Origin of the sequence: Shewanella sp. S23-S33, from assembly GCF_043359565.1 — a bacterium.
Taxonomy (GTDB): domain Bacteria; phylum Pseudomonadota; class Gammaproteobacteria; order Enterobacterales; family Shewanellaceae; genus Shewanella; species Shewanella oncorhynchi.
In genome coordinates this window covers 39904-52854 of sequence record NZ_JBHFFD010000050.1, presented here as the reverse complement: position 1 = coordinate 52854, position 12951 = coordinate 39904, and the positions used below count along the sequence as shown (strand labels likewise).

The following is a 12951-nucleotide window of genomic DNA, read 5'->3' as shown; positions in this document are numbered from 1 at the left end:
GGTACAACAGATGTGGTTAGGGGTAATAACCCTGTTCCCAGAGATGTTCCGTGCCGTGACAGACTTTGGTGTTACGGGTCGAGCCGTGAAAAACGGCCTGCTCGAGTTGCACACGTGGAATCCCCGTGATTTCACCCATGATAGACATAATACGGTAGATGACAGGCCTTACGGCGGTGGTCCCGGAATGTTGATGATGGTGCAACCCTTGCGCGATGCCATCCATGCAGCGAAAGCCGCAGCGGGTGAAGGTGCGAAGGTGATTTACTTGTCACCTCAAGGACGCAAGCTGGATCAGCAAGGCGTCACTGAGTTGGCTCAATCATCACGTTTGATTTTGGTCTGTGGTCGATACGAAGGTATTGATGAACGCATCATTCAAACGGAAGTGGATGAAGAGTGGTCGATAGGGGATTACGTGCTTTCGGGCGGCGAATTACCGGCGATGACTCTGATAGATTCAGTATCGAGATTGGTTCCTGGCGTGCTAGGAAAACAAGCTTCGGCGGAGCAAGATTCTTTCTCCGACGGTTTACTGGATTGTCCACATTACACTCGCCCTGAAAGCTTGGATGGTCTTGACGTACCGGCAGTGCTGCTAAGTGGCAACCACGAACAAATTAGACTCTGGCGTTTACAGCAAAGCCTTGGTAGGACTTTACTTAGACGGCCAGAATTATTGCAAAATCTAGCTCTGACTGACGAACAAACGACTCTATTAGCGCAGTTCGTTGAAGCAATGAACAAGCATGCTTAGTCGTAGCTCAGTTAATTCTAGAACGGAGTAAGTTATGAACAACATCATTAAAATGCTCAACGATGAGCAAATGAAACAAGACGTACCTGCGTTTGGTGCTGGTGATACAGTAGTCGTTCAGGTTCGTGTTAAAGAAGGCGATAAAGAGCGTTTACAGGCTTTTGAAGGCGTTGTAATTGCTAAGCGTAACCGTGGTCTGCACTCTGCATTCACAGTACGTAAAATCTCTAATGGCGAAGGTGTTGAGCGTGCTTTCCAAACGCACAGCCCACTGATCGCTAGCATTGAAGTTAAGCGTCGTGGTCGCGTTCGTCGCGCCAAACTGTACTATCTGCGTGATCGTTCAGGTAAATCTGCACGTATCCGTGAGAAGCTGGCAACTAAGTAATAGTTACCGCTACAGAAAACAAGACGTAGTGTTCGCACAGAAAACCGCCCTAGTGGCGGTTTTTTGTTGCTGTTTTTTGAGTATTTATACTTGATCTAAAGAGAATGAACAGGCATAGTGGTCGCCTGATTGTAATGGCGTAGCATTACAAAAGTACATTGCGATGGATTTACGCTATTTTATATCCGAAATGAATGCCCAAGCTGACTTGAAGTCCTGCTTCGATAACTGGGTTAAACACTAAGTCTTAGGTGGTAAGCATGCAACAAGATACGATTAACAACGTACACATCAGTTCAGAGAAAGTCTTAATCACGCCGCAAGAGCTTAAAAATGCCTTGCCACTCTCTGAGCATGCTTATCGCTATATCCTCAATGCCCGCAAAACCGTGGCTGATATTGTTCATAAGCGTGACAATCGAGTATTGATTGTCACGGGGCCTTGCTCCATCCATGATATCGCCGCTGCTAAGGAATACGCTTTAAGGCTTAAAACCCTGCACGATGAACTCAGTGATGAGTTTTACATCTTAATGCGAGTGTACTTTGAAAAGCCGCGTACCACGGTAGGTTGGAAGGGCATGATCAACGATCCCGATATGGATGAATCCTTCGATGTCGAAAAAGGCCTGAAAATGGCCCGTGAGCTAATGATTTGGTTGGCCGAGTTAGGACTGCCTGTTGCCACCGAAGCACTCGATCCTATCAGTCCTCAGTACATTTCTGAGCTTGTCACTTGGTCTGCCATTGGCGCTCGCACCACTGAATCGCAGACTCATAGGGAAATGGCATCGGGTCTTTCTATGCCGGTGGGCTTTAAAAATGGCACCGATGGTAAGCTCGATGTAGCGATTAATGCGCTAAAATCGGCGGCCAGTAGCCACAGATTTATGGGCATAAACCAACAGGGCCAAGTCGCATTATTGCAAACTGCAGGTAATCCCGATGGCCATGTGATTTTACGCGGTGGTGCAACGCCCAACTATGATGCGGCGAGTGTGGCAGAGTGTGAAACGCAGCTCCATAAAGCCAAACTCAATGCACGTTTGATCATCGATTGCAGCCATGGCAATTCATCCAAAGACTACAGCCGCCAAAAGCCTGTCTGTGAAGATGTGTTCGAGCAGATTTATAACGGCAATAAGTCGATTATTGGCGTCATGCTAGAAAGTCATTTAAATGAAGGCAATCAAAGTTGTGATAGGCCATTAAGCGAGCTAGCTTACGGTGTTTCTGTAACAGATTCTTGTATTAATTGGGAAAAAACAGAAACCATTTTACGGGAAGGTGCAGCGAAGTTATCTTCAATACTTCCAACGCGTTTCGATATGCTGAAAGTAGCTAACGCTTAAATTGGTTACAGCTTAATGGACTCAGGTATGAATGAAAAAACAACGGCCGAATTAGAACACCTTCGCGGCCTGATTGATGGTGTTGATCAGCAATTACTGCACTTACTGCGTAAGCGCTTGGATCTCGTTGCGCAAGTGGGCACGGTGAAACACGGCGCCGGTTTACCTATTTATGCACCTCAGCGTGAAGCCGCCATGCTGGCTAAACGCCGTGAAGAAGCAAAAACTATGGGGATCGAGCCGCAGTTGATCGAAGATATTTTGCGTCGCTTGATGCGTGAGTCTTACCTCAATGAAAAAGATGTTGGTTTTAAGCAAGTTAAAAAAGATCTTGGCTCAGTGGTGATTGTCGGCGGTAAAGGGCAACTCGGTGGACTATTTTCACAAATGCTGACCTTATCCGGCTACCAAGTGAATTTGCTCGATAAAGACGATTGGCGGCAAGCGGATAGCTTATTTGCCGATGCGGGGATGGTGTTAGTGACAGTGCCTATTGCGATTACCTGTGAGCTTATTCGTGAAAAACTGACCCAATTACCAGCCGACTGCATTCTGGCAGATTTGACCTCCATCAAGACTGAGCCGGTTAAAGCCATGCTTGAGGCGCATTCTGGTCCCGTCGTTGGTTTTCATCCTATGTTTGGCCCTGATGTGGGCAGTCTGGCGAAGCAAGTCGTGGTGGTGTGTCATGGTCGCTCGCCAGAAAAATACCAGTGGTTGCTTGAGCAGATCGCTATTTGGGGAGCGCGGATTGTCGAAGCAGAACCAGAGCGTCACGACAATGCGATGCAGCTAGTGCAGGCAATGCGTCATTTCTCGACCTTTGTGTATGGTTTGAATCTGTGTAAGGAAGAGGCCGATATTGATACTTTACTGCAATTTAGCTCGCCGATTTACCGATTAGAATTGGCTATGGTAGGGCGCTTATTCGCCCAAAGCCCAGAGCTTTACGCCGATATTATTTTTGCCCAGCAAGATAGTCAGCATGCTATTGGTGATTATTTAGACAACTACCGTGAAGCGTTAGAGCTACTAAAACGGGGTGACAGGAACGAGTTTATTAAGCAGTTCCAAAGTGTCGCCAAATGGTTTGGGGATTTTGCCCCTCAATTCCAACGCGAAAGCCGTATTATGCTGCAATCGGTAAATGATATGAAAACCAATTAATAAATAAACAGTTACTCTTTAAAACGCCCATCATTGATGGGCATTTTTTTATGGATTTTTAACAGGTCACATTGTATTTATTAGTAATTGCTTAAGGTGATCTTTCTCTAACATTTAGCATCTCACTTTAGAAATGACTGTTGCTTATGGCACGTTTAGGTAGACTAGTTTTAAACATGCAAAAATAAAGCATGAATTTAAATTAGGAGTCTATCCATGTTCTGTATTCAGTGTGAGCAAACCATTCGTACACCCGCTGGCAATGGTTGTAGTTATTCCCAAGGTATGTGTGGCAAGTTGGCGGCAACGTCCGATCTGCAAGACTTGCTGATTTACATGCTGCAAGGCGTGTCTGTTTATGCCGTTAAAGCCCGTGAGCAAGGCATTATCGATACTGAAATTGACAGCTTCGTGCCTAAAGCCTTTTTCTCTACCCTTACCAACGTCAACTTTGATGACGAGCGCATTATGGCCTATGCGCAGCAGGCGGCTAAGTATCGAACTGAGCTAAAGGCATCCTACGAAGCGGCTTGTGAACAAGCGGGCATTGTTGCTGAGCAAGTGCCGCAAGTCGCTCAGTTAGTGCTGGGGACCAGTAAGATTGAAATGCTAGCGCAGGCACCGATTGCATTGCTGAATAAAGATAAGCATGAAGTTCATGAAGACATCATGGGATTGAGGTTATTGTGTTTATATGGCCTTAAGGGCGCAGCTGCTTATATGGAGCATGCTCGCGTGTTGGGTCAGACTGATGCTGATGTGGCAGGGCGCTTCCATGAAATCATGTCTTTCTTAGGTGAGCCGAGTGTAGATGGCGATAAGCTGTTTACTACGGCTATGGACATAGGTCAGTTGAACTACCGCATAATGGCAATGCTGGATGCGGGTGAAACTCAGGCCTTTGGTCATCCTGAGCCAACTGTGGTCAACACTAAGTCAGTTAAGGGCAAAGCCATACTAGTCTCTGGCCATGACATGAAGGATTTAGAGCTTATTCTCGAGCAGACGGTAGGCAAGGGTATCAATGTGTTTACCCACGGTGAAATGCTTCCTGCACTGGCGTATCCAGCCTTTAAAAAATATGCACATCTTGTAGGAAATTACGGCAGTGCTTGGCAAAATCAACAGCAAGAATTTGCCAATTTCCCTGGTGCTGTGGTGATGACATCTAACTGTATTATCGATCCAAATGTGGGTAGTTATAGTGATCGTATCTTTACTCGCAGCATAGTGGGTTGGCCTGGTGTGGTGCATATCGAAGGAGATGATTTCTCGGCTGTCATTGATAAAGCGTCAGCCTTAGAAGGCTTTATCTATGATGAAATCCCACACACTATCACTATTGGTTTTGCCCGTAATGCCTTGATGGCCGCAGCGCCCGCCGTGGTTGAAAATGTGAAGAGTGGTGCGATTAAGCATTTCTTCCTTGTTGGCGGTTGCGATGGCGACAAAGCCGACAGAAGCTACTTCACTGAACTTGCTAAATCCACACCTAAGGATTCAATAATCCTGACGCTAGGCTGTGGTAAGTACAAATTCAATAAGCTCGAATTTGGTGACATTAACGGTATTCCACGTTTGCTCGATGTGGGCCAATGTAACGATGCCTATTCAGCGATTCAGTTAGCGATTGCATTAGCTGAAGTGTTTGAATGTGATATCAATGAATTACCTCTGAGCTTAGTGCTTTCTTGGTTTGAGCAAAAAGCCATTGTAGTACTGCTGACACTGTTGTCACTTGGCGTTAAAAATATTCGAACAGGCCCGACGCCACCTGCGTTCCTTACGGCCAATTTAGCCAAAATTTTGGAAGATAAGTTTGGCTTGCGTAATACCACGACAGTCGAAGCCGATTTAAAAAATATGTTAAACGTGGCTTAAATCAACCAAGAATTGTTGCTGAACTGCGGTTTTGGCTTGTTTACTGAGGCCGCAGTGTTTTGTGGGTAAATGCTATGAACATGAGTGTGATAGCGGGAGCGCGGGCATTATCGGTTTCGCCCCATAAACCCGGAAGTGTTAATCAATTAGTGTGCGTCGAACGCTGGAATGAAACCTCGGATGTCGTGAGTTTTCGTTTTCAAGCGGGCGAGCCGATGAAGTTTGACTATAAACCCGGTCAGTTTATGACCTTTGTGCTTGAGATTAATGGCGAGCAAGTGTGCCGCAGTTATACCTTGTCATCATCGCCATCTAGGCCCTATTCCTTGATGGTGACGATTAAGCGTGTTGCGGGTGGACTCGTATCTAATTATCTTATCGACAATCTATTACTCGGCCAGAGTGTGCGAGTGCTGCCGCCAGCGGGGCAATTTAATCTGTTTGATATTGCTCGGCTAAGCCATAAACAGCCAGAGACTGAAAAGTTAGATGCTAATCTGTTAGCTATAACGGCGCAGAAATACCTTTTTTTGAGTGCTGGTTGCGGCATTACCCCCATGTACTCTATGTCGCGTTATCTGACTGATACGCAAATTGATGCTGATATTGCCTTTGTGCACAGTGCGCGATCAGAGAATGATATTATTTTTAAGTCATCATTGGCGACTATGGCCAACCGTTTCAATGCATTTAAGCTCAGATACGTACTTGAGACTGTCATTGAAACACTGGGGTGTTCACCAAAGATAGCATTCGATTTCGGGCGGTTAAGTGCACAGATGCTACAAACCTTAGTACCTGATTTTGCAGAGCGTACTATCTACCTTTGTGGGCCAGAACCTTATATGCAAGCGGTGAAAACCTTATTGGTCGAACTCAATTTTGATATGAGTCGGTTATACCATGAGAGTTTTGCCACGGCCGAGAAAGTTGCCCGCAGTCAGCTTATGCAAGCAAACTCGTCAGATGGAACGAGTGAAAACCCACCAGAAGTGGCTTTTACCTTGTCTATTGGCGATCGAAGCACGATGCTAAATCAAGGACAAAGTCTGCTGGAGGGAATTGAGGCCGAAGGTTTGCCGATTATTGCGGCCTGTCGTTCGGGCGTTTGCGGCGCGTGTAAGTGCCAAGTCTTGGAGGGCGAAACGGTATCGACAAGCGTGATGACACTGACTACTGCAGAAATTGAAGCCGGTTTTGTACTCGCTTGCTCCACAACATTAGCATCCGACGTGACACTTAAACTTTAACGTGCTGCTAATTAGCATCATTTACTTGTGACTTATTTTTAAATGGATGGAAATATTTCTAATCCTTAGTTGCGCTTATCTCAGTGAGAACGTAAGGTTAATGACAAGGGCGTATGATGTTTGCGCCCAGTCTATTAGTCTGGCTGGAGTCTCTCAATGACAATGACAACCACTTATGCCGCAAAAATTGAAGACCGTACTCTGGGACATTTGTTGTACGCCTTGATGTCGGGTTTTCCCTTATTATTACTTCCTGTGCTGCTAAGTTTGTTCATTAATCTTTCCCAACGCCAATTCCATGGTAATCCATTATTGGCGTCGCATTTGCGTTGGCAACGGCATTCTAATCTCGCCTTTCTTGGCTTGCTAGTGCTCGGCTATTGCGTTCCACTGACTTGGCTCAGTCTTTCGATTTATCTCTTTGGGATCATTTGGTTTTGCCACAGGATCATTAAAGGGTGGTTAAGTCTATTGGATGGTTTAGAAATCTAAACTTGTGCTAGAGTCTCTAAATTGATGATTTTTAGAGGCTCTTATGTCCAGCTACCAAATTCTGTGTGTCCTCTGCGCGTTGGCGCTAGTGACTTCGGTTATCTCCTCTCGCGTCCATAAACTGCAGGAAACTGTGGCCATTACTGCTATTGCCCTAGGAATGAGTTTGTTGTTGCTCCTTGGGGGAAAGGCCTTAGGTGGGGACGTTTATGTTTATTTTGTCTCTGGCTTAGAGAAACTCGATTTTCAAGCTTTACTGCTCAATGGCATGCTTGGTTTTTTACTCTTTGCCGGCGCATTACAAATCCGCTTAAAAATACTGAGGCATCAAAAGTGGGAGATCCTAATCCTTGCTTTTATAAGCACCTTATTGTCGACATTTATTATAGGTGGGCTGTTATTTTGGTTCGCGCCTATGCTGGGTCTCCCGCTAGAATTCAGCCACTGCTTACTGTTCGGCGCCTTGATTTCGCCCACCGATCCGATCGCTGTTTTGGCTATTTTAAAGAAAATGGGTGCGCCGGAAGATATCGCGATTCAAGTAGAAGGAGAATCTTTATTTAACGATGGCATAGGGTTAGTGATTTTTGTGGCAATATCGCAATTGGCTTTCTCCACAGAGCCACTGACGTTTATCTATATCTCTGAGTTATTTATTCGTGAGGCAGTAGGTGGGGTTATTTACGGTGGCGTGCTTGGTTTTCTGCTGCATCATTTTTTCCGCTACTGCGAGGAAGAAACGCAATTAATGCTGGTTACCCTGCTGATCCCAACCGCGGGATATGTCATGGCGGATGTGCTTGGTGTTTCTGGTCCTTTAGCTATGGTGAGTGCGGGGATCATTATAGGAAATTTCAGCGTGCCTAAGTTTTTTGCTCGTAACGAGCGAGTGAAACTATTTACTTTTTGGTCGCTGATTGAATCCTTCTTTAATGCCTTACTCTTCCTATTGCTTGGTTTATTACTTTTGTTAGTCACTTTTAAAGCGCCATTATGGTGGTTTATGTTTGTGGCTATACCAATAGTCTTGTTGGCGCGTGCAATGAGTGTGTTATTACCTTATTTAGGCTTTCGATTGTTTAAGTCATACAACCCCTATGCAGAGACGATTTTGATTTGGGGTGGTTTAAGGGGAGGATTAGCCCTCGCTATGGCGATGAGTTTGCCTGAGGGTATCGTCATAGATGCTATTGGTGGTGTAGAGCTGCGGGAGTTGTTGTTAGTGATGACCTATGCCGTCGTCGTATTTTCGATTTTAGTGCAGGGCTCTACTATGACAGGGCTTATCCGTAGGAGTAATGCCGTTAGCTCTTCTTAAAATGCATAAAGGATCACTGCGCTGCAATACTAAACAATATTAAGCCTGCTAGTCATCACACTGGCTAGCAGGCTTGTCTGAGTCAATTAGGGATAAAAGAAGCCTCATTTATCCCTTAACACATTTCGAACTAACCACATTTCACTTTAAATTAAATCACTCAAGATCAAAGCTTTAGTTCGCCCGATATAATTCCCGTACCACAGCGCTTATTAAGTTAAGCGACTCATGGTCATCACTGCTAGATAGTGGACAATTGAGTATCAATCCATCCACTTTAAGCTGTTTAATTCCTTGTGTTTGAACCAATAGGGCATCATCTGATACGGCATAACTTGGGTTGATTAAAATCGGCAAATGGCTCGTGGCTTTAATCTGGATCAGACTCGCTAAATCGAGTGAAGGTAGATTAGCGTTATTTAAGGTTCTAATGCCTGAGTCACACAGAACCAGTTGCTGATTGCCTTGGCTTAAAATGACTTCTGTTGCCGTGAGTAATTCTTCAAAACTTGCCATATCGTTACGCTCAAGTATTAATGGTATCGGTAGGGTTCCAGCTTGAGTTAGTAAAGTTTGGTTAAACATCTGCTTGCCTGCGAGGAATAACATATCGGCGTGCTGGACTGCTAATGGCATATCAGCTTCTTGCGCTATGGCAATAATGCACACTAGGCCATATTGATGCAGGATTTGGCGTAGTTTAGCGAGAGTAACTTCTGCCATAGTCAGTTGATTAACAGCGCTGAGCAAAACGGCTTGGAATCCCGCTTCTTTAAGCTGCTTCACTTGCTGCTCGAAAGCCGATAATGCTAAATGTGAAATGTCATTATTCAGTGTGATTTGGGCTATGGCACCGACATGCCCTGCACCGATTGTCATTGCGCCACAGTTGATTTCACTGGCTTGCTCTTTATAGGCTTTGCTATATCGAACTGGACTGGCATTAGCACCATTTTCGCTGATGACTTGATCCTTAGAGGTGCTGGGCTCAATCAGTAGCTGGCTGTTGCTCAGCTGTGTGGGCTTGACTGTTTCACAAGGATAACAGCCTAATACTTTGATAAAACGGGTGATCCGCTCGAGTTGCTTTAAACCCGCCTGCATAGATTCACTGGAGATATTCGCGTCGATATCCAAATAGAACATCTCTTCCCAAGGAGTCCCTGGAATCGGGCGTGACTCTAATTTGCTCATGTTTAACTGATGCGCTTTTAGAACCAGTAAGGCTTCCACTAAAGCACCGGCTTTTTGGCCTGTTGCCATGATCAATGTAGTCTTAGCGGGTAACTGCTCTGGTACGGCAACGGCTTTGCGAGCAACAACGATAAAGCGACTTTGGTTGATCTTCTGATTAGCTAAACCTGCTTCTATGGACTCAAGTTGATAGAGTGCACCACCTTCGGCGCTGCCAATCGCTGCTGCACTGTTATCTGGACTTTGGTTTACCTTTTCCATTGCTTCTGCGCTGCTTGAGCAGTATTCCAGTCTCAAGTCTTTGTGTTGAGTTAAATATCTGCTGCATTGGCTAATAGGTTGAGGGTGGGCATAGACAGTTTTGATATCAGCTAATTTACTGCCAGCTTTTCCTAGTAGGCAATGGCTGACTTCAATCGTCGTTTCGCCAACAATCGACAGACTGGTGTGCTGTAGCACGTCGTAGACTTCGTTGATTGAACCTGAAGATGTGTTCTCAATCGGCAGGAAACCATAATCAGCATGTCCAGACTCAACGGCTTGCACTATTTCATCGAAACTTTGGCAACCTAAGTCCAGCATTTCAACTTGGCGACGTTGGCAATAGCGTGTAGCTGCGAGATAAGAGTATGAACCTCTAGCACCGAGGTAAGCGATACAATACTGTTGTTTTTGTGTCTCTGGATTGGCGCGGCCGTGAAGGTAAGCTTGTTGATTCAATACTGAATCTTCAATGATGCTCTGGTAAAGGGAGATAACATAGTGGGCATCTAATCCTTTCTCTCTGCCTTCTTTCACGAGTCGAGCGAGCAGTTCTTTTTCCCTTTGGGTATCTCTGATGGGTCTAACATCCACTTCTTTGCTACGGGCTACTTCTAAACTTAAGCGACGGCGCTCTGCGAGTAATGCCAGCAGTTCATTATCCAGATGGGTGATCTGCTCTCGGGTTTGATTTAAAGGCTGTGGTGTATGCATTCTGACCTCAATTGCCGCCATGTATTTTATCAATCGTTTAAGACAAAAAAGCCTCCCAGTTGGGAGGCTTTGGATTTTTACTTTCGTTTTTACACAGTAAATCCGCCTCCTAGAGTGGGGGTGTAAAAAAGAAAGTAAAAAAAGCTGCTGTTATCATTTTCATGGCCTTAAAACTAAAGGGCTAGGGCTTAGCTGTCAATCAAAACTTTCTTAAAGGTAATCTAAAAAGAAAGCGCACCCGAGGGTGCGCTGGTTTGGTTCAAGTATGTATATATGGTCAAGCGAGTTTATCCTCCTTATGGTCAGTGTGGGACAAGGTAACACATTCGTTTATCTTACATTTACGTGTAACAGTAAAACGTTGACAACTCACTAGATAACGACTTGCATTTATAATGAACATTAACAAGTACTTTATGCAGCATAGCGTATAACCTTGAAACTATGCAGTTTGCAGTACCAGCGAACTTACGTTGACATGTCTTGCACTTATATTTTAACAATTAACACTTGCATGGAGCTATAACATTAAAAAATAACACTAACAAAACGAACATTTAAAAATAAACGATTTACGGCTCATTGGTTGTACTAGGTACATTTTGCTGTAAGAACAGCTTAGCCTTGTCACGCGTTTAGGTCTTGCTACTTACATTTTTACCATTATTACCATTATTACCATTATTACCATTATTACTTTTTACTTTAAAATCTAACATGTTAATACATGGAACGTATAAAAAGCTCTCATTTACTGTTATTACAATTTTCGTCAAGTCTAGATTTCCTCCTTTTTAATTGATAAGTAAACATTATTTAAGGTGTCTATAAATATCAAAACTCAACTAATGGTAAACGTTAACACATTACATAAATAAACATTTATACGATTTACAGTTTTTACTATACAAATAACACTAAGTAAACTAATGACTTTTAATCAAACCAACGTATTGCACTTACATTAAATCACACGCTAAAAACGCTAACTAACATATCAGTGTAAATATGACTCTCTTCAAACTAATCTACATCTAACTAAACGTGACAGTTGTTACCTCATTTATCTCAGTGTTTAGCACGTATTGGTGCTGACCCGTTTTACAATAAACGCTTTTATTCATGTAGCTTTTGTTAATGTGATTTATGTTTACCTGAGCCTCCATTGTGGATATAAAAAATTTGATAGTTAAAGGTTTTGCTAATGTACTCGTTGTACTGTACTCGGCTCCTTATGTAAACTCTGGTATTCAGCAATGCCGCCTGTTTCTGGTGGTCATCCTGATATTGGGTCAAAATTGAGTACTGCTTTTAGTGAATGCCAACATACTTGATTGTTTCTAAAATCAAATTGTTCGCTCTTGTGTTGCCTCCTTCCCAAACTTGCTATTGAAAGTGGAACCTAGTTGAAAATAAAAATTGAACTTTTAAACGTAGAAATTATAAGTAAAATTAATCATTAATAGTAAACCTTAGTACTTAAAACCTTAGTGCTTAAAACTATAAGGCTTAGATTGGTCGTGCTCCTTAGTTATATCCAGTAACGTTACTTAGAACTTAAGTTCTGTTAATCAATATTTGTAAATCAAAATTTAAAGTAAATCAACATTTGAAACGATTTAAATCCGCACCACTTCGATTCTTGCTGTCACTTTGTAAAGTGTAGTAGGTATTTAGTCAAAAGAACTGTTTTTTTCATCATTAAAATGATTGCACTAAGCTTTTGTAAAAACTGTGATCTGATTAAATATTTCTACTTTATTGCTCTCAAAGTGATGCGTTTCTCGCACTCACCAGATTTAAATTATGCCGCATCTTCCTCCTCGTACTCGTCGTCAATTTCAATAACATTATTAGTCGGTGTTAGTGATGTGGAGCGTTGAGCTTCAGGTTTGTGTGTTATGCGATTGAGCTGCTTCTCTAATTTTTGGCCCATAGCGTTAATCGCAGTATATAAATTTTCATGTTTTGCTTGAGCGAAGAGTTCTCCATTTGGGATGCCAACCGATGCTTCAATTTTGAAACCAGGTTTCTCCTCCGTAATGATTACATGGGGATTTATCATTTGCACATCATGCCTTGAAAGTTTTTCAAAACGGCTTTCAATGCGTTCGCGAATAGGAGATGTGACTTCAAGTTGCTTGCTAGTAATCTTTAGCATATTTCGAACCTTCTGT

10 protein-coding genes and 1 other annotated feature are annotated in these 12951 nt (G+C 43.5%); of the genes, 8 read left to right on the top strand and 2 right to left on the bottom strand.

Going from position 1 to position 12951, the window contains the following annotated elements; translation table 11 throughout:
* Positions 1–10: 10 nt before the first annotated feature.
* From trmD to ACHA99_RS13060, 8 genes are all read left to right on the top strand, one after another.
* The gene (gene trmD / locus ACHA99_RS13095) at positions 11–757 is read left to right on the top strand and encodes a tRNA (guanosine(37)-N1)-methyltransferase TrmD (RefSeq protein WP_028760810.1); all 747 of its coding nucleotides are present in this window, start codon (positions 11–13) and stop codon (positions 755–757) included.
* Positions 758–791: 34 nt separating this feature from the next.
* The gene (gene rplS / locus ACHA99_RS13090) at positions 792–1145 is read left to right on the top strand and encodes a 50S ribosomal protein L19 (RefSeq protein ID WP_006080791.1); all 354 of its coding nucleotides are present in this window, start codon (positions 792–794) and stop codon (positions 1143–1145) included.
* Positions 1146–1405: 260 nt separating this feature from the next.
* The gene (locus ACHA99_RS13085; RefSeq protein ID WP_113940660.1) at positions 1406–2497 is read left to right on the top strand and encodes a 3-deoxy-7-phosphoheptulonate synthase; all 1092 of its coding nucleotides are present in this window, start codon (positions 1406–1408) and stop codon (positions 2495–2497) included.
* A 27-nt stretch (positions 2498–2524) separates the two neighbouring features.
* Positions 2525–3664 (top strand): bifunctional chorismate mutase/prephenate dehydrogenase, encoded by a 1140-nt coding sequence (gene tyrA / locus ACHA99_RS13080; RefSeq protein ID WP_263160814.1) that lies wholly within the window; start codon positions 2525–2527, stop codon positions 3662–3664.
* 216 nt (positions 3665–3880) lie between these two features.
* Positions 3881–5545 (top strand): hydroxylamine reductase, encoded by a 1665-nt coding sequence (gene hcp, locus ACHA99_RS13075; protein ID WP_393943187.1) that lies wholly within the window; start codon positions 3881–3883, stop codon positions 5543–5545.
* 74 nt (positions 5546–5619) lie between these two features.
* Complete coding sequence (locus ACHA99_RS13070) at positions 5620–6795, top strand: FAD-binding oxidoreductase (RefSeq protein WP_393943184.1); 1176 nt, start codon at positions 5620–5622, stop codon at positions 6793–6795.
* A gap of 156 nt (positions 6796–6951) precedes the next feature.
* A complete protein-coding gene (locus ACHA99_RS13065; protein WP_028760805.1) occupies positions 6952–7287 on the top strand; it encodes a hypothetical protein in 336 nt (111 codons plus the stop codon).
* A 43-nt stretch (positions 7288–7330) separates the two neighbouring features.
* Positions 7331–8605 carry a cation:proton antiporter gene (locus ACHA99_RS13060; protein ID WP_393943181.1) on the top strand — a complete coding sequence of 425 codons (1275 nt, stop codon included), beginning with the start codon at positions 7331–7333 and terminating at the stop codon, positions 8603–8605.
* Between the two features lie 174 nt (positions 8606–8779).
* Here the strand turns inward: ACHA99_RS13060 and ACHA99_RS13055 are convergent, their stop codons facing one another.
* Positions 8780–10774 carry a chorismate mutase gene (locus ACHA99_RS13055; protein WP_393943179.1) on the bottom strand — a complete coding sequence of 665 codons (1995 nt, stop codon included), beginning with the start codon at positions 10772–10774 and terminating at the stop codon, positions 8780–8782.
* A 41-nt stretch (positions 10775–10815) separates the two neighbouring features.
* Positions 10816–10932, bottom strand: a sequence feature (Phe leader region).
* A gap of 1646 nt (positions 10933–12578) precedes the next feature.
* Positions 12579–12935, bottom strand: a complete 357-nt coding sequence (gene hpf, locus ACHA99_RS13050) for a ribosome hibernation-promoting factor, HPF/YfiA family (RefSeq protein ID WP_028760802.1) — start codon at positions 12933–12935, stop codon at positions 12579–12581.
* Positions 12936–12951: the final 16 nt, after the last annotated feature.

Bases quoted from the DNA above. Each gene is read 5' to 3' on its own strand.
- trmD (WP_028760810.1), top strand. From the start codon at position 11: ATGTGGTTAGGGGTAATAACCCTGTTCCCAGAGATGTTCCGTGCCGTG.
- rplS (WP_006080791.1), top strand. From the start codon at position 792: ATGAACAACATCATTAAAATGCTCAACGATGAGCAAATGAAACAAGAC.
- ACHA99_RS13085 (WP_113940660.1), top strand. From the start codon at position 1,406: ATGCAACAAGATACGATTAACAACGTACACATCAGTTCAGAGAAAGTC.
- tyrA (WP_263160814.1), top strand. From the start codon at position 2,525: ATGAATGAAAAAACAACGGCCGAATTAGAACACCTTCGCGGCCTGATT.
- hcp (WP_393943187.1), top strand. From the start codon at position 3,881: ATGTTCTGTATTCAGTGTGAGCAAACCATTCGTACACCCGCTGGCAAT.
- ACHA99_RS13070 (WP_393943184.1), top strand. From the start codon at position 5,620: ATGAACATGAGTGTGATAGCGGGAGCGCGGGCATTATCGGTTTCGCCC.
- ACHA99_RS13065 (WP_028760805.1), top strand. From the start codon at position 6,952: ATGACAATGACAACCACTTATGCCGCAAAAATTGAAGACCGTACTCTG.
- ACHA99_RS13060 (WP_393943181.1), top strand. From the start codon at position 7,331: ATGTCCAGCTACCAAATTCTGTGTGTCCTCTGCGCGTTGGCGCTAGTG.
- ACHA99_RS13055 (WP_393943179.1), bottom strand. From the start codon at position 10,774: ATGCATACACCACAGCCTTTAAATCAAACCCGAGAGCAGATCACCCAT.
- hpf (WP_028760802.1), bottom strand. From the start codon at position 12,935: ATGCTAAAGATTACTAGCAAGCAACTTGAAGTCACATCTCCTATTCGC.